At 63.3% G+C, this 20,887-nt stretch carries 17 protein-coding genes; 15 read left to right on the top strand and 2 right to left on the bottom strand.

The genetic code is table 11. The features are described 5' to 3' along the window. Nucleotides 1–55: 55 nt before the first annotated feature. Nucleotides 56–2,110 (bottom strand): bifunctional aldolase/short-chain dehydrogenase, encoded by a 2,055-nt coding sequence (locus OHD62_RS08945; RefSeq protein WP_263782146.1) that lies wholly within the window; start codon nt 2,108–2,110, stop codon nt 56–58. A gap of 92 nt (nt 2,111–2,202) precedes the next feature. After that, nucleotides 2,203–3,168, bottom strand: a complete 966-nt coding sequence (locus OHD62_RS08950) for a sugar-binding transcriptional regulator (protein ID WP_263782147.1) — start codon at nt 3,166–3,168, stop codon at nt 2,203–2,205. A 189-nt stretch (nt 3,169–3,357) separates the two neighbouring features. On the opposite strand from OHD62_RS08950, the gene OHD62_RS08955 reads away from it, so the two are divergent. The 15 genes from OHD62_RS08955 (at nt 3,358) to OHD62_RS09025 (ending at nt 20,885) form a co-directional block, all read left to right on the top strand. Then, nucleotides 3,358–4,998, top strand: coding sequence for an acyl-CoA synthetase (locus OHD62_RS08955; protein WP_263782148.1), 1,641 nt, complete (start codon nt 3,358–3,360; stop codon nt 4,996–4,998). Nucleotides 4,999–5,356: 358 nt separating this feature from the next. Then, entirely contained in the window at nt 5,357–5,965 is a 609-nt protein-coding gene (locus OHD62_RS08960; protein WP_263782149.1) for a TetR family transcriptional regulator, read from the top strand. A gap of 54 nt (nt 5,966–6,019) precedes the next feature. Then, a complete protein-coding gene (locus tag OHD62_RS08965; RefSeq protein WP_263782150.1) occupies nt 6,020–7,168 on the top strand; it encodes an efflux RND transporter periplasmic adaptor subunit in 1,149 nt (382 codons plus the stop codon). A 248-nt stretch (nt 7,169–7,416) separates the two neighbouring features. After that, entirely contained in the window at nt 7,417–10,563 is a 3,147-nt protein-coding gene (locus OHD62_RS08970; protein ID WP_263782151.1) for an efflux RND transporter permease subunit, read from the top strand. A gap of 69 nt (nt 10,564–10,632) precedes the next feature. Further along, the gene (locus OHD62_RS08975) at nt 10,633–12,126 is read left to right on the top strand and encodes an aldehyde dehydrogenase family protein (protein WP_263782152.1); all 1,494 of its coding nucleotides are present in this window, start codon (nt 10,633–10,635) and stop codon (nt 12,124–12,126) included. Nucleotides 12,127–12,258: 132 nt separating this feature from the next. Then, on the top strand, nt 12,259–13,614 hold the full coding sequence (locus OHD62_RS08980) for an LLM class flavin-dependent oxidoreductase (RefSeq protein WP_263782153.1): 1,356 nt from the start codon (nt 12,259–12,261) through the stop codon (nt 13,612–13,614). 47 nt (nt 13,615–13,661) lie between these two features. Next, the gene (locus OHD62_RS08985; RefSeq protein WP_263782154.1) at nt 13,662–13,841 is read left to right on the top strand and encodes a hypothetical protein; all 180 of its coding nucleotides are present in this window, start codon (nt 13,662–13,664) and stop codon (nt 13,839–13,841) included. A 12-nt stretch (nt 13,842–13,853) separates the two neighbouring features. Beyond that, the gene (gene msuE, locus OHD62_RS08990; protein WP_263782155.1) at nt 13,854–14,414 is read left to right on the top strand and encodes an FMN reductase; all 561 of its coding nucleotides are present in this window, start codon (nt 13,854–13,856) and stop codon (nt 14,412–14,414) included. Between the two features lie 119 nt (nt 14,415–14,533). After that, complete coding sequence (locus tag OHD62_RS08995; RefSeq protein ID WP_263782156.1) at nt 14,534–15,352, top strand: sulfurtransferase; 819 nt, start codon at nt 14,534–14,536, stop codon at nt 15,350–15,352. Between the two features lie 5 nt (nt 15,353–15,357). Then, nucleotides 15,358–16,761 (top strand): LLM class flavin-dependent oxidoreductase, encoded by a 1,404-nt coding sequence (locus OHD62_RS09000; protein WP_263782157.1) that lies wholly within the window; start codon nt 15,358–15,360, stop codon nt 16,759–16,761. Continuing rightward, on the top strand, nt 16,758–17,402 hold the full coding sequence (locus OHD62_RS09005) for a Ykof family thiamine-binding protein (protein WP_263782158.1): 645 nt from the start codon (nt 16,758–16,760) through the stop codon (nt 17,400–17,402). Before OHD62_RS09000 ends, OHD62_RS09005 begins: the two co-directional genes overlap by 4 nt. Nucleotides 17,403–17,491: 89 nt before the next feature. Further along, nucleotides 17,492–18,325: an ABC transporter permease gene (locus OHD62_RS09010; protein WP_263782160.1), complete on the top strand. Its 834-nt coding sequence runs from the start codon at nt 17,492–17,494 to the stop codon at nt 18,323–18,325. Beyond that, complete coding sequence (locus OHD62_RS09015) at nt 18,322–19,089, top strand: ABC transporter ATP-binding protein (protein ID WP_263782161.1); 768 nt, start codon at nt 18,322–18,324, stop codon at nt 19,087–19,089. Before OHD62_RS09010 ends, OHD62_RS09015 begins: the two co-directional genes overlap by 4 nt. Before the next feature lie 75 nt (nt 19,090–19,164). Further along, nucleotides 19,165–20,127, top strand: coding sequence for an ABC transporter substrate-binding protein (locus tag OHD62_RS09020; RefSeq protein WP_263782335.1), 963 nt, complete (start codon nt 19,165–19,167; stop codon nt 20,125–20,127). Between the two features lie 74 nt (nt 20,128–20,201). Then, complete coding sequence (locus tag OHD62_RS09025) at nt 20,202–20,885, top strand: TetR/AcrR family transcriptional regulator (protein ID WP_263782162.1); 684 nt, start codon at nt 20,202–20,204, stop codon at nt 20,883–20,885. Nucleotides 20,886–20,887 lie beyond the last annotated feature (2 nt).

A 20,887-nucleotide genomic window follows, 5' to 3' on the forward strand; every position in this document is an offset into this window, starting at 1 on the left:
GGCAGATGAAAAGAGCGGCTCTCGGGCCGCTCTTTTCAGGTTGGATGTGCATCCGTTATCGCATCGCCGCCGCTATGTTGCCACCGTCCACCGTCGTCACATCGGCGGTGGTCCGCTCAGCCAGCGCATGATGCAGGAAGGCCTGGGCCACGTCTTCCGCCGTCACTTCCTGGCCGAGCAGATTGCCGGACATGTATTCCTTTTCCGACACGCCGCGCGCACCCGAACGGCTGGCGATCATGGCGTCGGTCAACAGCCCGGAGCGGATGCGGTCGGCGTTGACGGCGTTGGAACGGATGCCATGCGCGCCGTAGTCGAGCGCATACTGCCGGGACAAAAACAGCGTCGCCGCCTTCGGTATGCCATAGGCGCCGAACTTCGGGCCTGGATTGACGGCCTGCTTGGAGGTGTTGAACAGGAGCACGCCGCCCGTGCCCTGTTCGAGCATGATGCGCACCGCGTTCTGCGCCGCTGACTGGTGGGCAAAGAAATTGAGCTCGAAGCTCTTGCGCAAAGTGGCGTCGTCGAGCTCGCCGATCCGGCCCTCCCATGCCGCACCGGCATTGGAAACCAGGATGTCGACGCCGCCGAAGACGGCGACGGCCTTGTCGAAGGCAGCGCGCATCTGGGCTGGATCGGTGATGTCGGTGCCGATGCCGATCGAATTGTTGCCGGCCTTCTTTGCCGCTTCGGCAGCCTTCGTCGCGTCGAGATCGACAATGACGGCGTGCGCCCCATTGTCGGCGAACAGCTTTGCGGTGGCGGCGCCGATCGCGCCGGCGCCGCCGGTGACCAGCACCACCTGGCCGGTCAGCGGCTTCGGCTTGTTGGAGGCCAGCTTGGCCTGTTCCAGCGACCAATATTCGAGCGGGAACAGGTCGGCTTTCGACAGCGGTCGGAAGTCGCCGACCGCTTCGGCGCCGCGCACCGCCTCGATCCACATCTCGCCGACATCGGATGCGATCTTGGCATCCTTCAGCGTGCGGCCATGGCCGAACATGCCGAGGCCCGGCACCAGCGTCAGGCGCGGCATCGGGTCGAGCATCGTGCGCTTTACATCGTCGAGCCCGTCGTTGCTTTCGAAGTACGCGCGATAATCCTTGGCGAATGTCTCGACATGGCTGCGGATGACGGATTTGTAGTCGCCGATTTTCGCCGCATCGGGCGCCGGCAGCGCCATCGGCCCAGTCTTGATGCGGATTGACAGGTCGGGCGTCGACACGCCGCGTCCGGCGTAGTCGGCAATTTTTGCCGAATTGATGAAATCGACAATCGCGTCCGAGGTGCGGAAATCGCTGATCATGCGGTCGAAGCGGCCGTCGCCGCGCGCCACCGCCACGGCGCCGCGCAGCATCGGCGCGATATCCGCGGCCGTCGCCAGTCTCGCTGGCAAGGTGACTTTTTCGGTGCGCGGCTTGCCATGCCTGGCGATGAAATTCTCGGCGAGGTTCACATAATGGATCATCCGGTCATAGGCCTGTTTGGCATCGTCGCCGAAGGTGAAGATGCCATGCTTGTCGAGGATCAGGCCTTCAACGGTCGGGTCAGCCTCGAAGACATCGGCCGCCGCCTTCGCCAGGTCGAAGCCCGGCATGATGTAGGGAACGTAGCCCATCTTGCTGCCGAAAACCTTCTCGCTCAGCGCCTCGCTGTCGTCCTGGTCGACGATGGCCAGAATGGCGGTCGAATGCGTGTGATCGACGAATTTGTGCGGCAGGAAGGCATGCAGCAGCGTCTCGACCGAAGGATTCGGCGAGGATGGGTCGATGAGGTTAGCCCGTTGCAGGGCAACCATGTCCTCGTCGGAGAGTTTTTTCAGCGACCGCGCCTTCAGCAGCGCACCGAGCTTGACCGCCGGCAGGCCTTGCGGCTCGATGACACCCATGTCCCAGCCGCTGCCTTTGACGCAAAGCACGTCCCATTCGTCGCCGACGAGGTCGGTCGCCTTCGTCTTGCAGGAGGTGTTGCCTCCGCCATGCAGGACCAGCCGCGGCTCACCGCCCAGAAGCCGTGTCGTATAGACGCGCAGCGCCAGATCCCGGCTGACACCCTTCTTCGCATAGTCAGCAACCAGCTTTTCCGCGTCGCCGTCATTCCATAGGTTCTTCATCTTTGCTTGGTCCGATTGTTGTCTTTTGTCGTTGTGAACAGGAATGCCGCGACGCTTTGATGACAATGCGTGTGCGGCAAGAGATGTGTTTGCTATGAGGCCTTTTCCACCGAAGGCGCGGCATGGTCCAGCAGCCGTCGCGCCATGTCGGCGCCGACGACCAGATGCGTGCAAAGCCCGCCCGCAAGCGCCGCGATCAGCGGTTCGAACTTGCTGGCCTCCTGCACGACCATGAGGCGCCTGGCGATGGCGCGCAGCGAGGAAAGATCGGCTGAAATGACCCGGCGGTTGTAGCTGCAGTCGAGCGCCTTGCCTTCTGCGTCGATGATCTGCCCGGCGATGACGCCGGCCGCCCCCGCTTTTCGCAATGCCGCCATCTCCTCGGCCGTCAGGGCGCCGCATTTGACGACATGGCTGTCGGCATCCACGGTGCCGACCGAATAGAGCGCCAGGTCGCAGTCGCCAATGCCGGACAGTTGCTCGCGGATCACCGGCTCGGCACGCAGGCCGCGCGCCAGCTCTTCCGTCGTCAGCACCAGCGGCGCATAGAAATTGAGCCCCTTGGCGTTGAGCCGGCGCGCGATCTCCATGGTGCATTGGTCGGGCCGGTACGAATAGGGGGCTCCCAGATTGCCGCAGAGCTGCACCACCGTGACATCCTGCAGATCGGCATAGGACATGATGTCGGCGATCATATAGACGGTGCGTCCCCAGGCGACGCCGATGCGGTCGCCCTTCTTGACCAGTTCGAGAAAGACGCTTGCCGCCAGCACCGCGATATCGGTCGACGGATCGGCGACATGGCCGTTCTCCGGCGCGATCCAGACCGCATCGAGTTTCAGCGCGTCTTCCAGCTTGCGCGCCAGCACGTCGTCGGTGAAAAGTTGTGTCGAGGTCGAGATGTTGACGATGCCGGTCTCGCGCGCCTTGCGCAGATACATGGCGACCGATGCCCGGGAAATCTTGAGCTGGCTGGCCACCTGGTCCTGGCGCAGGCCATGGGCATAGTAGAGCCAGGCGGCCTTGTGGATAAGCTGTTCTGCCGGTCGGATCGCCATACCGTCTCCCTCTCTGACATTATTCACGGCTCTCGACAAAAGTCAAATTGAGCGGAGATATGCGTTTCCCTTTCGCCTACTGAATCTAGATCACCATTGTTCGAAATGCCCCCTGTCGTAACATCGTTGGTGGTGACGAGACGCGGAGCCTGTGATTAGAAGTCGATAATAAACATTGGGGAGGACGGGATGGGCAATCCCTATGAACAGGATCTCGACAGGAACGCGGCCAATCACCAGCCGCTGACGCCGCTGACCTATCTGGAGCGGGCGGCAAGGACCTTTCCCGATCATGTCGCCATCATTCATGGCCGCCAGCAAATCACCTATCGCGATTTCTGGCGGCGCTCCCTCAGGCTCGCCTCGGCGCTCTCAAAACGCGGCATCAGCAAGGGCGACACCGTCACCGTCATGCTTTCCAACACGCCGCCGATGCTCGAAGCACATTTTGGCGTGCCGATGACGAAGGCGGTGCTGCACTCGCTCAACACCCGCCTCGATGCCGCGGTCATCGCCTTCCAGTTCGACCACGCCGAGACGAAAGTGCTGATCGTCGACCGCGAATTCGCCGGAGTCGTCAGGCAGGCGCTGGCCATGGCCAAGGTCAAGCCGCTGGTCATCGACTATGACGACCCCGAATACGCGGCAGACGCGCCCTATCCCAAGGGAGAGCGCATCGGCACGCTCGACTACGAGGAGTTTGTCGCCGGCGGCGATGAGGATTTCGCCTGGTCGATGCCCGACGACGAATGGGACGCGATATCGCTCAACTACACCTCCGGCACCACAGGCAATCCCAAGGGTGTCGTCTACCACCATCGCGGCGCGGCGCTGATGGCCTACACCAACACCATCCATGCCGGCATGGCCAAGCACACAGTCTATCTCTGGACACTGCCGATGTTCCATTGCAACGGCTGGTGCTTTCCCTGGACGCTGGCCATCCAAGCCGGCATCCATGTCTGCTTGCGCTGGGTGCGGCCAAAGCCGATCTACGATGCGATTGCCGACCACCGCGTCACCCATCTTTGCGGCGCGCCAATCGTCATGTCGGTGTTGATCAACGCCAGGGACGAGGACAAGCGGGAATTCCCGCAAACCGTCACCTTCAACACGGCCGCGGCACCTCCGCCGGAAGCCGTGCTGTCGGGTATGGCCGATGCGGGCTTTGTCGTCACCCATCTCTACGGCCTGACCGAGACTTATGGTCCGGCGGTCGTCAATGAATGGCATGGCGAGTGGGACGGGCTGGATAAGGGTCCGAGGGCGGCAAAGAAGGCCAGGCAAGGCGTGCGCTATGCCGCGCTCGAAGGCCTGACCGTGATGGATCCCGCGACGATGGAAAACACCCCGGCCGATGGCGAGACGATCGGCGAGGTCATGTTCCGCGGCAACATCGTCATGAAGGGCTATCTGAAGAACCGCAAAGCCAGCGACGAAGCCTTCGCCGGCGGCTGGTTCCATTCCGGCGACCTCGGCGTCATGCATCCCGATGGCTATATCCAGCTCAAGGACCGCTCCAAGGACATCATCATTTCCGGCGGCGAGAACATCTCCTCGATCGAGGTCGAGGAGGCGCTCTACAAGCATCCAGCCGTCGCCTCATGCGGCGTGGTCGCCAAAGCCGACGACAAATGGGGCGAGGTGCCGGTCGCCTATGTCGAGCTGAAGCCAGGCAGGACGGCGACCGAGGCCGAGATCATCGAGCACTGCCGCTCACTTCTTGCCCGCTTCAAGGTGCCGAAAGCGGTGATCTTCGCCGAAATCCCCAAGACCTCGACGGGGAAGATCCAGAAGTTCCGGCTAAGAGAGATGGCCAAAGGTACCTAACTTCGTCATCCTAGGGTGGAGCAGTCGCGAAGCGACGTCGCGGAAACCCTAGGATCCATGCCGTGACCTAGCGGTCGTGCTCCGGCGGTCGAGAATGGCTTGCCACTGACTGTGTAAGTTCTTGATCCGTCACATTCTTTGGCCGGCTTCACGGCATGGATCCTAGGGGTCTGCGCTGCGTCGCTACGCTCCTTGCTTCGCCCTAGGATGACGAAGCACGTGGCGGCTAACCATCCTGCCATTTGTCACCATATGTCACCATTCGTACACGTACGTCGAATCTGCGTTGACATCCTGCCGCTTTCGATTTACGAATGATGAAAGTTGAAATTCGTCACTCATAAATTGACAGAGAGCCATGTCTGAAGCCGCCCACATCGTGGCCGACCCCGCCCGCCAGGAGAATGTGACGCGCATTCTCGATTGCGCCGAACGCCTGTTCCGTCACTACGGTTATGGCAAGACCAACGTTGCCGACATCGCCCGCGAACTCGGCATGTCGCCGGCCAACATCTATCGTTTCTTTGCCTCCAAGGTCGAAATCCACCAGGCCGTGTGTGGCCGGATGCTCGGCGCAAGCTACAAAATGGCCTACGAGATCTCCCGCCTGCCGATCAGCGCCGAGGAGCGGCTGCGGCGCTACGTGCACGCGCAGTACAAGATGACGATGGAGGTCATGCTCGACGACCAGAAGGTCCATGAGATGGTCATCGTCGCCCTCGAGCGTGACTGGGGCGTCATCGACAAGCATGTCGACAGCATCCACGATCTGTTCGCGGAGGTGATCCGCGAGGGCATCGAAGCGGGCGAGTTTGCCGACCAGGATCCAGTGATCGCGTCGCGCTGCTTCGGCGCCGCCACCGTCATTTTGTGCCACCCGCAGATGGTCGCCCAGTGTCTTGCCAAGACCAACCGGGCAATGCCCGACGACCTCATCGACTATGCGATCAAAGCCCTGAAGAAATAGCCGCCGCCCGCCGGGCGTCGGTGTCGACAATTCATCTCCAACAGGAGTGCGAAAGTGTCTTTGTCCAGTTCCATCATCCGCAGGCTGCCAATCGCTGGCCTTGTTTTCGCCACGCTCGGGCTCGCCGGCTGCTCGCAGGAGAAAGCTGAGGTCAAGGAGATCATTCGACCAGTCAAGGTTGTCGAGATCGCCAAGGCGAACGACACCCGCGAGCTCTCCTACTCCGGCTCGGTGCATGCCCGCACCGAGATGAATCTTGGCTTCCGTATCAACGGCAAGATCACCGAGCGCCTGGTCGATATCGGCGACAGGGTGAAGCCCGGCGATGTCCTTGCCCGCATCGATCCCGCCGACTACGCGCTTTCAGTCAGCAGCGCCAAGGCGGCACTCGATGCCGCCGAAAGGGCAGTCGAGAACGCCGGCCTTACCCGCCGTCGTGCCGAACAGCTGTTCGCCAGGAACGTCTCGTCGAAATCGCAGCTTGAGCAGGCAACCCTTAGCTATGATCAGGCGGTCGCCACCCGGGATTCCGCTCGGTCATCGCTGGATCAGGCGAAAAACCAGGTTCTCTACACCGACCTCAAGGCGGACAGGAACGGCATCGTCACATCGGTTGCCGCCGATGTCGGCCAGGTGGTTGGCTCCGGCAGTCCGGTTGTGACCGTTGCGATCGATGGCGAAAAGGAAGTGCTGATCGCCGTGCCGGAAATGGATATCGCCCAGTTCAAGCCGGGCAAGGATGTCAAGGCAGGCTTCTGGTCCGACGATGCGCTGACGCTCGACGGCAAAGTTCGTGAGGTCGCCGGCAGCGCCGATCAGCAGTCGCGTACCTTTGCCGTTCGTGTCAGCCTGCCGAACGATCCGCGCGTGCTTCTCGGCATGACCGCGACCATCGAAGCCTCGGTGTCCAACAGCCAGCAAAGTGTTGCGATTCCGTTGAGCGCGCTGGCGCAAAAGGATGGCCAAAAGATCGTCTGGACCGTGGACCGCAACGGCGACACCGTCCATGCACGGCCGGTCAAGGTCGCCGAATTCGCTCCCGACGGCGTGCGTGTTGCCGAAGGGCTGAAGCCCGGCGATGTCGTCGTCGCCGCCGGGACGCAGTTCATGACCGAGAATCTGAAAGTAAAGCTTTCCGGCGATGCAGCGCAGCAGTCCGCATCGGCCGAGAATGACGACGATACCACCAGCAGCCTGCGCTGAAGCGCAGGCCAAATAAAGGCCCACTTGTAATCATCCGGGCGCAAGCCACGGGTTGAGTGGGTCATGGTTTCCGGGCGGTGAGCGCCCGATTGTCGAGACGCGAGGTCGATGTACCCCCCACATCGATCCTCGTGCCCCACCACGACGAGTGTCTCTCCGCTCGGAAAGCCTCGCCGCCCGGAAGCCAGATCGAAAATTCATGAGCAGCAAGCGCATGCGCTGCCGATCAATTGGACAGGACTGGCGTCATGACCACCGAGAGCACCGAAAAGCGGCCCTTCAATCTTTCGCGCTGGGCAATCGGCCACCCGAGCATTGCGCGGTTTCTGTTCGGGCTGATCATCATTGCCGGCGCGCTCGGCCTGATGCGCATGGGCCAGAAGGAGGATCCGGATTTCACCTTCCGCGTCATGGTCGTGCAGGCCGTCTGGCCGGGCTCCTCGATCAAGGAGATGGAAGACCAGGTCGTCAACAAGATCGAGCGCAAGCTGCAGGAAACGCCGCATCTCGATTTCGTCCGCTCCTACACGCGCGCCGGCAGCGCCATCATCACCGTTCAGATCAAGGGTGACACCAATCCGGCGCAGGTGGCGGACGCCTTCTACCAGGTGCGCAAGAAGGTCGGCGACATATCAGGCGATTTGCCGCAAGGTCTGCTCGGCCCGTATTTCAACGACGAGTTCGGCGACACATTCATCACGCTGCATTCAATCAGCGGCGAAGGCTACAGCTATCCCGAGCTGAAGAAATTCGCCATCCAGGCGCGCGACATGCTGTTGACGACGCCCGGTGTCGAAAAGGCCGTCATCATCGGCGACCAGCCCGAGAAGCTCTACATCGATGTTTCATCGAAGACGCTTGCCGAACGCGGCCTGACGCTCACCGATCTGCAGAATGCGATCAGGGGGCAGAACAATGTCGATCCAGCGGGCTCGGTCGATACCGGCACGAACTCGGTGCGCATCTCGGTCGAGGGCGACGTAACCAAGGCTGCCGACATCCGCGAACTTCGCCTGCGTGCCGGCAACCAGGTGACGCGACTGGGCGACATTGCGACCGTGACCTCCGGCCTCGAAGACCCTTATCAGCGCAAGTATCGCTACAACGGCCACGACAGCGTTCAGCTCGGCGTCGTCATGGCCAAGGGCTTCAACGTCAGAGACGTCGGCAAGGATGTCGAGGCTACCTATCAGCGCTTCGAGGAAGGGCTGCCCTATGGTGTTGCGGTCGACCAGATTTCCGACCAGCCTGAGGTCGTCAAGGACGCCGTCAACGAATTCATGGAGGCGCTTGGCGAGGCGCTGCTGATCGTGCTTGTCGTCTCGTTCCTGACGATCGGCTGGCGTTCGGGCCTGGTGATCGCGATCACCATTCCGCTCGTTCTGGCCGCCACCTTCGCCATCATGTACGAACTCGGCATCGATCTGCAGCGCATCTCGCTCGGCGCGCTGATCATTGCGCTCGGCCTCCTGGTCGACGACGCCATGATCGTCGTCGAGATGATGGAACGAAAGCTCGAGGAAGGATTGGTCAAGATCGAGGCGGCGAGCTTTGCCTACACCTCGACAGCCTTCCCGATGCTGACCGGCACGCTGATCACCACCGCCGGCTTCATCCCGGTCGGCTTCGCCGCCTCGACCGCCGGCGAATATGTGCGTACCCTGTTCTACGTCGTCGGCATCGCGCTGGTCGTGTCCTGGTTCGTGGCGGTCTATTTCACGCCATGGCTCGGCCACATGATCCTCAAGCAGCGCAAGCATGCCGGCAGCCATCACGATGCCTTCGACACAAGCTTCTACCGCCGGCTTCGTGCCACCGTTGGCTGGGCCGTGCGCCACCGCATCATCGTGCTGGCCATGACGCTGATGACTTTCGCCACCAGTCTCTGGGCATTCCAGTTCATCCCGCAGAACTTCTTCCCGCAGTCGTCGCGCCCGGAAATCCTTGTCGACCTGTGGCTGCCGGAAGGCACCAGCATCAAGGAAGTCGAGACGCAGGCCAAGGCGCTCGAATCACGGATGATGGACGACCCGGACAAGCGCTTCATCGCCACCTATATCGGCGAAGGTGCACCGCGCTTCTTCCTGCCGCTCGACCAGCAGCTCCGCAATCCGAACTTTGCCCAGCTCCTGGTGATGGCCAAGGACGAGCCGGCCCGCGAACGGCTGATCATCAAGATGCGCACCATCCTGGCGCAGGACTTCCCGTCGATCCGCGCCAAGGTCGACCGCTTGTTCCTCGGCCCGCCGACCGGCTGGCCGGTGCAGATGCGCGTCATGGGCCCGGACCGCCAGGAGGTGCGCCGAATCGCCGACGAGGTGAAGGCGAAGTTCCAGGCAAATCCGCTCCTCGGCGCCGTCCACGACGACTGGCTGGAGCCGGTGCCGGCGATGAAGCTGGTCATCGACCAGGATCGCGCCCGTGCGCTCGGTGTCACCTCGCAGCGTATCCGCCAGATGCTGCAGGCGACCATGTCTGGCGCGCCGCTCGACGATTTCCGCGACGGCGAGGAGACGGTCTCCATCGTCGCCCGCGAGCCGGAGGCGAGCCGCAAGCTGCTGTCGTCGGTCGATTCGGTCTACATCCCGACCGATTTCGGCGCCTTCGTACCGCTGTCGCAGGTGGCCAAGGTCGTACCGGTGCTGGAGCAGGGCGTCGAATGGCGGCGCGACCGCCTGCCGACCATCAGCGTGCGCGCCACGCTGCCGGACGGCGTGCAGTCGAACGATGTTGTCACCAAGATGTACAATGATATCAAGGGCTTGCGTGACGGCCTGGCGCCCGGCTACAATATCGAGATCCAGGGCGGTGCCGAGGATTCGGCCGAAAGCCAGGCTTCGATCGCCGCCAAGGCGCCGATCATGCTGGCCGTCATCGTCGTGCTGTTGATGATCCAGCTGCAGCATTTCGGCAAGGCGATGCTGGTACTGGCGACCGGCCCGCTCGGCATCATTGGTGCCGCCGCCGCACTGCTGATCAGTGGCGCGCCGTTCGGCTTCGTCGCCATCCTTGGCGTGATTGCGCTGCTCGGCATCATCATGCGCAACTCGATCATCCTGGTCGATCAGATCGATCAGGATATCGCGAGAGGCATGGAGCGCTCTGAGGCCATCATCGGCTCGGCCGTCCGCCGTTTCCGGCCGATCGTGCTGACAGCGATGACGGCGGTGCTGGCGCTGATCCCGATCTCGCGCGCCGTCTTCTGGGGTCCGCTCGCCTATGCGATGATGGGCGGTATCCTGGTTGCCACCGTGCTCACTATTCTCGTCCTTCCGGCAGGCTATGCCCTGTTCTTCGGCAGGGAGCCCAAGAAGGCCGGGGAGGCGGAGCAGGTAGCCGAGCCGGAGCTGGCAGATAACGACGACAGACCGCGACTTCCTCTGGCCGCCGAATAGAGCTGTTGGCAGATGTGACATCCAGGGGTTAAATCCGCCCACCGGCAAAGGCGCTGGAGGAGGACGGTCATGACCATAGCTCAGACGCCGGCCGCGCTGCGGCAACCGATCGACGGACGCCATCGCCAGATGTTCATCGATGGCGCGTGGGTCGAAGCCCGCTCGGGCCGGACCATGGAGACCCGCAATCCGGCGACCGGCGCCATCATCGCCACGGTGCCGTGCGGCGACCGCCAGGACATCGACCTTGCTGTTACCGCGGCGCGCAAGGCCTTCGACGGGCCATGGAGCCGGTTCAAGCCCTATGAGCGGCAGGTGCTGCTCCTCAGGATCGCCGACCTTTTCGAAAAGCACTGGGAAGAGATCAGCCGGTCGGACACGACCGACATGGGCATGCCAATCGTGCGCACCCGCGCCAACCGCAACCGCGTCATCGGTATGCTGCGCTATTATGCCGGCATGGCGACGGCGCTGCATGGCGAGACCATCGACAACTCGCTGCCGGGCGAAATCGTGTCCTTCACCCGCAAGGAACCGGCTGGCGTCGTCGGCGCTATCATTCCGTGGAATGCGCCGACCGCCGCCTCGGTCTGGAAGATCGGACCGGCGCTGGCGACAGGCTGCACCATCGTTCTGAAACCGTCTGAAGAAGCCCCGCTGACGCCACTCTTGATCGCCGACATCATGAACGAGGCCGGCGTGCCAGCGGGTGTTGTCAACATCGTCACTGGCATCGGCGCCGAGGCAGGCGCCGCGCTGGCCGAGCATATGGGCGTCGACAAGATCGTCTTTACCGGTTCGACGGCGACCGGACAGTCGATCGTCCGCGCCTCGGCCGGCAATCTCAAGCGCGTTTCGCTGGAGCTCGGCGGCAAGTCGCCGGTCATCGTCTGCGCCGATGCCGATCTCGACAGAGCGGTGCCGGTGGCGGCGATGTCGGTGTTCGCCAATTCCGGCCAGATCTGCATCGCCGGCTCGCGCCTGTTCGTCGAGCGCTCCATTCATGATGAGTTCGTCGAGCGGCTGGCCGGCTATGCCAAGGGTCTCAGGATCGGCGACGGCATCGACCCGGCAACCGAGATCGGTCCGCTCGTCTCCGAGAAGCAGCTGCAACGGGTCGCCTCATATCTCGATGCCGGTACGGCGGAGGGGGCGACCCTCGTCACTGGCGGCACACGGCTGACGGAAGGTGCGCTCGCCGCCGGCAATTTCGTTGCGCCGACCGTCTTTGCCGGCGTTTCGGACGATATGAGGATCGCGCGCGAGGAAATCTTCGGGCCAGTCATTTCAGCGCTACCCTTCGATACGCTGGACGAGGCAGTCGAGCGGGCCAACAATACGCCCTACGGCCTTGCTGCTGGCGTTTTCACCCGGAATGTCGCTACGGCCCATCAACTTTCCCGGAAGATCCGCGCCGGGTCGGTCTGGGTAAACACCTACCACGCCATCGACCCGGCCGTGCCCTTCGGCGGCTACAAGATGAGCGGCTACGGCCGCGAGGGTGGCGCCGAGCACCTGGACGAATATCTCAACATCAAGGGCGTGTTCATCAAAATAGATTGAACGGCCACCCATACGAAAATGCTCCGCAGCGCCGGTTTTGCAAAACAGAATTCCTTCCCATGGCCGCAAAGCCGTCCGATCCTGCGCTGAAACCGGAGCGGCAACGCTCGTCACTGTTTGGTGTGTCTTCCCATGGCAGATATCAGGCAATTGCGGCTCGGCGCCTTCATGCGGCCCGTCAGCCTTCATACGGGCGCCTGGCGCTACCCCGGCGCCTATCCCGACGCCAATTTCAATTTCGCGCATCTCAAACGTTTTGCGCAGACATTGGAGGCGGCGAAGTTCGACGCCTTCTTCATGGCCGACCATTTGGCCGTGCTCAACATGCCCATCGAAGCGCTGCGGCGCAGTCACACGGTCACGTCCTTCGAGCCGTTCACGCTGCTGTCGGCGCTTGCCGCCGTCACCGATCACATCGGGCTGGTGGCCACCGCATCGACGACCTTCGACGCGCCCTACCACATTGCCCGCCGCTTCGCCTCGCTGGACCATATCAGCGGTGGCCGCGCCGGCTGGAACATCGTGACGACGTCCAATCCCGATGCGGCGCTGAATTTCGGTCTCGACGAGCATGTCGAGCACGACGAGCGCTACCGGCGCGCACGCGAATTCTACGATGTCGTCACCGGCCTGTGGGACAGCTTTGCCGACGATGCCTTCATCCGCGACGCCGAAAGCGGGCTGTATTTCGATCCGGCCAGGCTGCATGTGCTGGCTCACAAGGGTGAGCATCTGTCGGTCAAGGGGCCACTCAACATCGCGCGGCCGGTGCAGGGCTGGCCGGTCATCGTGCAGGCCGGAGCCTCGGAGGCGGGACGGCAACTCGCAGCCGAAACGGCGGAGGTCATCTTCGCCGCCCATGCCGATCTCGCCGCCGGGCAGCGTTTCTTCGCCGATGTGAAAGGCCGTGCGCAAAGGCTCGGCCGCTCGCGCGACGACATCAAGATCCTGCCCGGCGCCTTCGTTATTGTCGGCGACAGCGTCGAGGAAGCACAGGCCAAGCGGGCCAGGCTCGACAGTCTCGTCTATTACGAAAGCGGCGTCGCCTCGCTGTCGATCGCGCTCGGCCATGACGCATCTCGCTTTGACCCGGACGCGGCCTTGCCCGACATTCCCGAAACCAACGCCAGCAAGAGCGGCCGCGAACGCGTCATCGAACTGGCGCGCCAGGAAAATCTGACCGTCAGGCAGCTTGCGCAGCGGCTGGGCGGCTATTCCGGCCTTGCCTTCGTCGGCACGCCAAAGACAATCGCCGACGGGATGGAGGAATGGCTCGCCACGGAAGGCTCCGACGGCTTCAACGTCATGTTTCCCTTTCTTCCCGCCGGCCTCGACGACTTTGCCGAGAAAGTGGTGCCTGAATTGCAGCGTCGTGGCATTTTCAGGCGGCAGTATGAGGGATCGACGCTGCGCGAGAATCTCGGCCTCAAGCGGCCACCGAACCGCTTCTTCGAGGGCGGGGAGGGCGCGATCCGCAAGGCGGGATGAGACCGGAGGAAATGCTCTGCTCGAACACCCCGGATGGCGTCGACTGCATGGAGATACCGGTCACTCCTGCGCAAGCAGGCGGCGGCTCTCTTTTTTCGACGCCGCCGCAAACAGAAAAATTATCCACGATTTTCCATCGTGGCGAGCATCCATTCCTTTCACTCAATCGCAATGTCTATAAAAATTATGGACATTGCAGTCGGGCTGGCAGCCCAAAATCATTGTGAGGCTTTTGCGCCATGACCAATCCGGCCGTCGTCGGTTTCTCCGGTAATTTCACGCGGCCGTCCAAGACCCGTGGCTTCGTCGATCACATCGTGACGGAGATAGCGGGCAGATATGGGCTGGCGGCCAGCACCCACGACGTCGTCGACCTTGGTCCCAGCCTCGGCAATGCGAAATGGGCGCGCGACCTCGACGCGCAGGCTAGCTTGATCCTCAAACGCATTGTCGCGGCGGACGTGCTCGTCGTCGGCTCGCCCACCTACAAGGGCAGCTATACCGGCCTGTTCAAGCACTTCTTCGATCTCGTCGATCCCGCGGCCCTCAAGGGCAAGCCGGTGGTGCTGGCGGCAACCGGCGGCGGCGAGCGGCATGCGCTGATCGTCGAGCATCAGCTGCGGCCGCTATTCGGCTTCTTCGAGGCCTTTGCGCTGCCGACCGCCGTCTACGCCTCGGACAAGGATTTCGTCGACGGCATTCTGGTCTCCGAGGCCATCAAGGTGCGGGTCGGGTTGGCTGTGGATGATGTCGGGACAGCGCTTGGCGGCCGCACGCGTGCAAGGGTTGCCGCCGAATAGGCGGGGCCGATGTCTCCGCCCAAGCTTTGTAAGGTAGGGTCGTGTCCCATTCTCAGTCGTCCCTTGCTGTTCCCGGAACATCCCTTGATGTTCCCGGTCGTCTGGTCGATGTCGACTGGTTGAAAAACCATCTTCATGCGCGCGATCTCGTGGTGCTCGACGCCACCGTGCCTTACGGCCCCGCTGGCGCCGATGGGGCCCTGGGCCGCGCCCGCTGGCGGGACGCGCATATCCCGGCCTCCCGCTACGCGGATCTGCAGGGCTCGCTTTCGGATGCCGACGCGCCTTTCTCCTTCGCCTTTCCGGCAGCCGAAAAACTTGTGCCTGCCTTGCAGGCCCTCGGCGTCCACGACGGCGCGGCCGTCGTCATCTACGACGATTTCCTGAACATGTGGGCGACGCGCCTGTGGTGGATGCTGCGCGCCATCGGCTTCACCAATGCCGCGGTGCTCGATGGTGGCTGGAAAGCCTGGGTTGCGGCGGGTGAACCGGCCGAGGCCGGGGAGGGGACGCCGGCGCCCACGCGCCAGCCCTTGTCGGTGCATCCGGTTCCGTCTTTTGTCGATATCGAAGCTGTGCAGGCGCATGTCGCAGGACAGCGTCAGGACGAGGCATTGGTCTGCGCGCTGCCGGAAAGCTATTTCACCGGTCAGGACAAGGTCGGCGGCCGCGGCGGGCATATCCCCGGCAGCATCAACATTCCGGCCGCCTCGCTGCTGGACGCCGAAGGCAGGTTCCTGGCGGCGGATGCGTTGCGCGCCCACCTTGCGCGCCTCGACGGCGCATCCTCGACCACGCTCTATTGCGGCGGCGGCATTTCCGCCACGGTCGTCGCCTTCGCGCTCGGCCTGATCGACCGCGAGGATGTGAACGTCTATGACGGTTCGCTCGAGGAGTGGAACGCCAACCCGTCCCGACCGCTCGCGGTCGCGGGCTGACAGCCATGCAAAAGCTGATCCGCCTGAACGGCTTCAAACAGTCGACCGTGAGCCATGCGGCCGTCGGCGCCTGGCGGCATCCCGAAAACCAGTCGCACCGCTACCGCGAGCTCGACTACTGGACCGAGACGGCGCGAACGCTGGAGGAGGGGCTGTTCGACGGTCTGTTCATCGCCGACGTGCTCGGCGTTCTGGACACCCATGGCGGCAGCATCGCCGGCACGCTGAAACAGGGCGTGCAGACGCCATCCACCGATCCGCTGCTGGTCGTGTCTGCCATGGCGGCGGTGACGAAGCATCTCGGCTTCGCCGTCACCGTCTCGACCACCTACGAGCAGCCCTATGCCTTCGCCCGCAAGATGACGACGCTCGACCATCTCACCGGCGGCCGTATCGGCTGGAACATCGTCACCTCGGCGCTGGAAAGCGCTGCCCGCAATCTCGGCCACGACACGCAGATCCCGCATGACGAACGCTATGCGATCGCCGAGGAATTCCTCGAAGTCGTCTACAAGCTCTGGGAAGGCAGCTGGCAGGACGACGCCGTCATCATGGACCGCGCGGCCGGCGTCTTCGCCGATCCGACCAAGGTCCATGCGTTCGGCCATAAGGGGCGCTATTTTAGCGTGCCCGACGCCTTTTTGGCCGAGCCGTCGCCGCAGCGCACGCCCGTGCTCTTCCAGGCCGGCATCTCGGAAGCGGGACGCGAGTTTGCCGCCCACCATGCCGAGGGCGTGTTCCTGGCGGTGCACCGGCCCGATCTCGCCCGCAAGATCGTCGACGACATTCGCGCTCGTGCCGCGCGGTGTGGACGTGATCCGCAAAGCCTGAAGTTCTTCGCCATGGCAACGGTGGTGACCGGCGCCGACGACGCCGAGGCGCAGGCGACATTCGATGCCTACCGCGGCGTCATCAGCACCGAAGGACATCTGGCGCGGCTGAGTGCAATCCTGCAGATCGACTTGTCGCGGCTCGATCCCGATAAGCCGCTCGAGCATGTCGAGACGGAGGGCATCCGCAGCGTGCTGGAGATCTACACCAGGCTTGATCCGACCCGCCGCTGGACGCCGCGCGCCATCGGCGAGTTCCTGGGGTTCTCGGGCGGCGGCGCGGAGATTGTCGGTGGCCCGGTGCGGGCAGCCGACCAGCTCGAAAGCTGGTTCGACGAGGCTGGCATCGACGGCTTCAACATCACCGATCCGATGCCGCTCAAGACCTACCCTGATTTCAATCGCCATGTTCTGCCCGAGCTGCACCGGCGCGGCCGCGTGCGCGAGCGCTATGAAGGCGCAACCTATCGCGAGAGCTTCTACGGCGCCGGACAGCAACGGGCGCCGGACGACCATCCCGCCAGCGCCTACCGGAATCTTGTCGATCCGTCCTCCAATGACGTCAGGAAAACGGCATGAACGACATCGTCCAAGCCGATCGCCTGTCTGGCGCCACCATATTCAAAGGTGACCTCGGCGCGCATTTCTCGCTGGTTCCCGCGTCCGACCGCTTTGTCCCGATCATATTGGACGCCGGACTGGACGAAATCGAGGGATTGAAGGTCTCCACCGACATCATATCGAGCCATCTCGCCGGCCGGGCCGAAATTGTGTTCGGCGCGCTGACGACGACCTTCGTGCGCGCGGCCGCAAGCGGCGCGCATATCGTCCAGACCGTGCTTACTTCGCGCGGCTGCCCAGGCTCGGAAGGAACGTTCGTACCGATTTCCAGCCATGAGGCGGGTGCCGACCCGGTACCTGCGGCCGTGGCCCGGTTCGGAAACCCAGCCGCATCGGGGATACAGGTTGCCGCGCAGTTTGCACTCCTGCCTCTCGCCGCATCGGACTACATCGAGACGATTGCCAAGACGCTGGTCTTTCTCCAGGCCGTCGGCCTGCGCACCACCTCCAAGGATTTCGGCACCCGCATCGACGGCGATGCCGCGCATGTGCTGGCAGCCTTTTCGACCATACTGACGCATTTTGGCCACCCGGCCGGGCACGTTGTGCTGCAGGCAACACTGGTCGCCAACAGCCCCTCCAAGGACGCCTTCAAGTGACTACGGCAGAGCTGGCGCGACGATCCAACGAAGCATATGAACTCCCGGTAGAGCGATCGGCCGGGGGGCATGATGCAAGTGAGATCGTCATGCTTGTCGACTATTCGCCTGTTTCGAGGATCGTGGGGCGGCTGACCGGCCCTGGAAAGCGCCTTGGCGTCGCTATCGGCGCGGCATGGCCAGCGACGGTTCTCGTTGTAGCGATAATCCTCGTCTGGGAGTTCTATACGCGGCATTCCGGTATCAAACCGACCACGCTGCCGGCGCCGTCGCGCGTCCTTCAGCAGATTATCGAGAACCGTCAGGCGCTGATCGACAATGCGCTTCCCACGATCGCCGCGACGTTGAGCGGCTTTGCGCTTTCGGTGGCGTCCGCCTTCATCTCCTCGATTCTAGTCGATTTCGTGCGGCCGCTGCGCCGCGCGCTGTTCCCGGTGTTCATCATCAGCCAGACGCTGCCGCTGGTGGCGATCGCGCCGCTCGTGGTTCTCTGGTTCGGCTTCGGCCTGCTGCCCAAGATATTGCTGGTCGCGCTGGTCACCTTCTTTCCCATGATGGTGGCGCTGGTCCAGGGCTATGATTCGACCGACAAGGACATGGAGTGGCTGCTGCGCTCCATGGGCGCAACGCGCGCGCAAGTGTTCCTCAAGGCGCGGCTGCCATCGGCCATCCCCTTCTTCTTCACCGGACTGCGCATTTCGATCACATATGCGGTGGTGGGCGCGATCTTTGCCGAATATTCGGGCGCGGCGAAGGGGCTCGGCATCTACATGCTCAGCGCCAAGAACAACTTTCGCCCCGACCTGGTGCTGGCGGCGGTGTTCTGCAGCGCGCTCATCACGCTTGTCCTTTTCGGCTGCACGGTGCTGATCGAGCGCCTCTCCATGCCCTGGGAACAAGTGCGCAAGGACGACCGCAAATGAGCGCCTCCAGGCTTTCTTTGCGTCATGTCGCCAAACGCTTCGGCGCGCTCGACGTGCTGGGCGGCATCAACCTCGATGTCGCGCCCGGCGAGTTCGTCTCCATTCTCGGCCCGTCGGGATCCGGCAAGTCGACCCTGTTCCAGATCCTGACCGGCGCCACCACGCCCGGCGCGGGAACCATCGCCTTCGACGGGGCGGAGCTGACCGACCCTGCCGGCAAATTCGCCTTCATGCCGCAACGCGACGCGCTGATGCCGTGGCGGCGCGTCATCGACAATGCCGTGCTCGGCCTTGAAGTGCAGGGCGTGCCGCGCCGCGAAGCACACCGGCGTGTCGCCCCGCTGCTGGAGCAGTTCGGGCTCGCGGGCTTCGAGCAGCACTATCCCAGCCAATTGTCGGGCGGCATGCGCCAGCGCGTCGCGCTGTTGCGGACCGTCGTCCAGGACCGGCAGATGCTGCTGCTCGACGAGCCGTTCGGCGCGCTCGACGCGCTGACGCGCACATCCATGCAGCAATGGCTCGAACGGATGTGGGAGCGTCATCGCTGGACCGCGTTGCTCATCACCCATGATGTGCGGGAGGCCGTCTTTCTGTCCGACCGGATCTATGTGCTCTCGGCGCGCCCGGCCCGGGTGATCCGCGAGATCGCCGTGCCGCTCGGCCGTCCGCGCACGGTACGCGACCTTTCCGCTCCAGAAGCGACGCGGATCGAAGCCGAACTTCTCGACGCGCTGCTTGGCAGCGCTTCGCCCGAACTTGCCTGAATTCAAACAAAGGAGACTGAATTGATCGATCGCCGCAACGCAATCAAACTTGTCGCCACCGCATTGGCCGGGGCGATGGTCCTGACAGCCCCCGCCTATGCGCAGGAGGCGAAGAAGGTCACTGTCGCCCTCGACTGGACGCCGAACACCAACCATATCGGTCTCTACGTCGCGCGCGAGAAAGGCTTCTACAAAGAGGCGGGCCTCGATGTGGAAATCCTGCCCTATTCCGACACCGCCGCCGGCACGCTGGTCAGCAATCACCTTGCCGACTTCGGCGTCGCCGGCGTCGGCTTCTATACCCAGCACGCGGCTGGCGCCGACCTCAAGGCGGTCTACGCGGTCGTCCAGCACGAGACCGGGCGTGTCGTCTTCAATGCCGATCGCGCCGACATCAAATCGCCGAGGGATCTCGACGGCAAGACCTATGGCGGGTTCGGCAGCGCCTGGGAGACCGCGCTGATCGGCAGCATCATCAGGCACGATGGTGGCAAAGGCGACATCAAGACCGTCACGCTGGGCACCTCCGCCTATGAGGCGCTGGCCAACGGCTCGGTGGACTTCACGCTCGAGGTCGTGACATGGGAAGGCGTCAAGGCTCAGCTGATCGGCGAGAAGCAGAAGGCGTTCAAATACGCCGACTACGGCGTGCCCGACCAGCACACGACGCTTCTGGTTTCCAGCGACGCCTATCTCAAGCAATCGCCTGATGCCGCCAGGGCGTTCCTCGCCGCGACGCAAAAAGGCTATGCCTATGCCGTAGACCATGCCGACGAGGCCGCCGATCTTCTGATTGCCGCCAACCCGGACGCGCTAACCGACAAGGATCTTGTCCATGCCTCACTGAAGGCACTTGTCGACGGACACTATCTTCGTGGGGAGGATGGCGCGATCGGCACGATCGATCCCGCCAAGAACGCCAGCATCGGCGAATACCTTTTCGCCAACGGTATTCTCAAGGACGGCAACGGTGCTGCGCTGACCGCCAAGCCGGATTTTGCGAGCTACATCTCCAACGACTATCTGCCGCAGGACTGACGCTTCGTGGTGGCAAGGCAGCGCTTTGACGGCAGGACGTGGACAGGTTCACGGCAATCGATTAGCTGAGGTCCATGACGGAAGCAGAACCAGCAACTGCCAAACGCAAGCGCGGCGGCGCGAAGAAATCGCCACCGCGCTTCAGCCGCGAGCAGCCGGATGTGCGCCGCGCCATGCTGATCGAGGCGGCGACAAGATGCCTGTCGGTCGGTGGCATCGGCGCCTTCACCGTCGACCGCATCTGCAAGGAGGCGGGCGTCTCGCGCGGCCTGATCAACCACCATTTCGAAGGCCGCGACGGACTTCTGGTCGAGGTCTACAAATCCTCGCTCTACGCCAGCGTCAACAACCAGATCGCCGAGGCAAAACGGCGTCGCGCCGAGAAATCCGACTGGCCACCCGAGGCGTCGCTCGCCGCTTTGGTGCAGTCCAATTTCTCGCCCGACTATTTCAGCCGCGACAATCTGCTGATCTGGCTGTCTCTATGGGGTGAGATCGCCGTCAATCCGCGGCTCAAGGCGGCGCATCGCGAACTCTACGACGCCTATCGCGCCGAACTCGCCGAGGACATCGCGGCGGTCGCCGTGCCACGCGGCAGGGATGTCGACGCGCCTGCGCTGGCCCGCAATTTCATCGCTCTGGTAGACGGGCTCTGGCTGGAATGGTGCCTCGACGAAAGCGTAGTGACGCCGCAAGCTGCCGAAGCCGCCGGCTTCGAGATGCTCGAAGCGCAGGTCGGCCCGCTGCGCGGCATCTGAGG

The organism is Mesorhizobium sp. YC-39 (assembly GCF_025753795.1).
GTDB lineage: Bacteria > Pseudomonadota > Alphaproteobacteria > Rhizobiales > Rhizobiaceae > Mesorhizobium.

Bases quoted from the DNA above. Each gene is read 5' to 3' on its own strand.
- OHD62_RS08980 (WP_263782153.1), top strand. From the start codon at position 12,259: ATGGCAGATATCAGGCAATTGCGGCTCGGCGCCTTCATGCGGCCCGTC.
- OHD62_RS09000 (WP_263782157.1), top strand. From the start codon at position 15,358: ATGCAAAAGCTGATCCGCCTGAACGGCTTCAAACAGTCGACCGTGAGC.
- OHD62_RS09010 (WP_263782160.1), top strand. From the start codon at position 17,492: ATGCTTGTCGACTATTCGCCTGTTTCGAGGATCGTGGGGCGGCTGACC.
- OHD62_RS08955 (WP_263782148.1), top strand. From the start codon at position 3,358: ATGGGCAATCCCTATGAACAGGATCTCGACAGGAACGCGGCCAATCAC.
- OHD62_RS09020 (WP_263782335.1), top strand. From the start codon at position 19,165: ATGGTCCTGACAGCCCCCGCCTATGCGCAGGAGGCGAAGAAGGTCACT.
- msuE (WP_263782155.1), top strand. From the start codon at position 13,854: ATGACCAATCCGGCCGTCGTCGGTTTCTCCGGTAATTTCACGCGGCCG.
- OHD62_RS08985 (WP_263782154.1), top strand. From the start codon at position 13,662: ATGGAGATACCGGTCACTCCTGCGCAAGCAGGCGGCGGCTCTCTTTTT.
- OHD62_RS09005 (WP_263782158.1), top strand. From the start codon at position 16,758: ATGAACGACATCGTCCAAGCCGATCGCCTGTCTGGCGCCACCATATTC.
- OHD62_RS08950 (WP_263782147.1), bottom strand. From the start codon at position 3,168: ATGGCGATCCGACCGGCAGAACAGCTTATCCACAAGGCCGCCTGGCTC.
- OHD62_RS09015 (WP_263782161.1), top strand. From the start codon at position 18,322: ATGAGCGCCTCCAGGCTTTCTTTGCGTCATGTCGCCAAACGCTTCGGC.
- OHD62_RS08945 (WP_263782146.1), bottom strand. From the start codon at position 2,110: ATGAAGAACCTATGGAATGACGGCGACGCGGAAAAGCTGGTTGCTGAC.
- OHD62_RS08975 (WP_263782152.1), top strand. From the start codon at position 10,633: ATGACCATAGCTCAGACGCCGGCCGCGCTGCGGCAACCGATCGACGGA.
- OHD62_RS09025 (WP_263782162.1), top strand. From the start codon at position 20,202: ATGACGGAAGCAGAACCAGCAACTGCCAAACGCAAGCGCGGCGGCGCG.
- OHD62_RS08970 (WP_263782151.1), top strand. From the start codon at position 7,417: ATGACCACCGAGAGCACCGAAAAGCGGCCCTTCAATCTTTCGCGCTGG.
- OHD62_RS08960 (WP_263782149.1), top strand. From the start codon at position 5,357: ATGTCTGAAGCCGCCCACATCGTGGCCGACCCCGCCCGCCAGGAGAAT.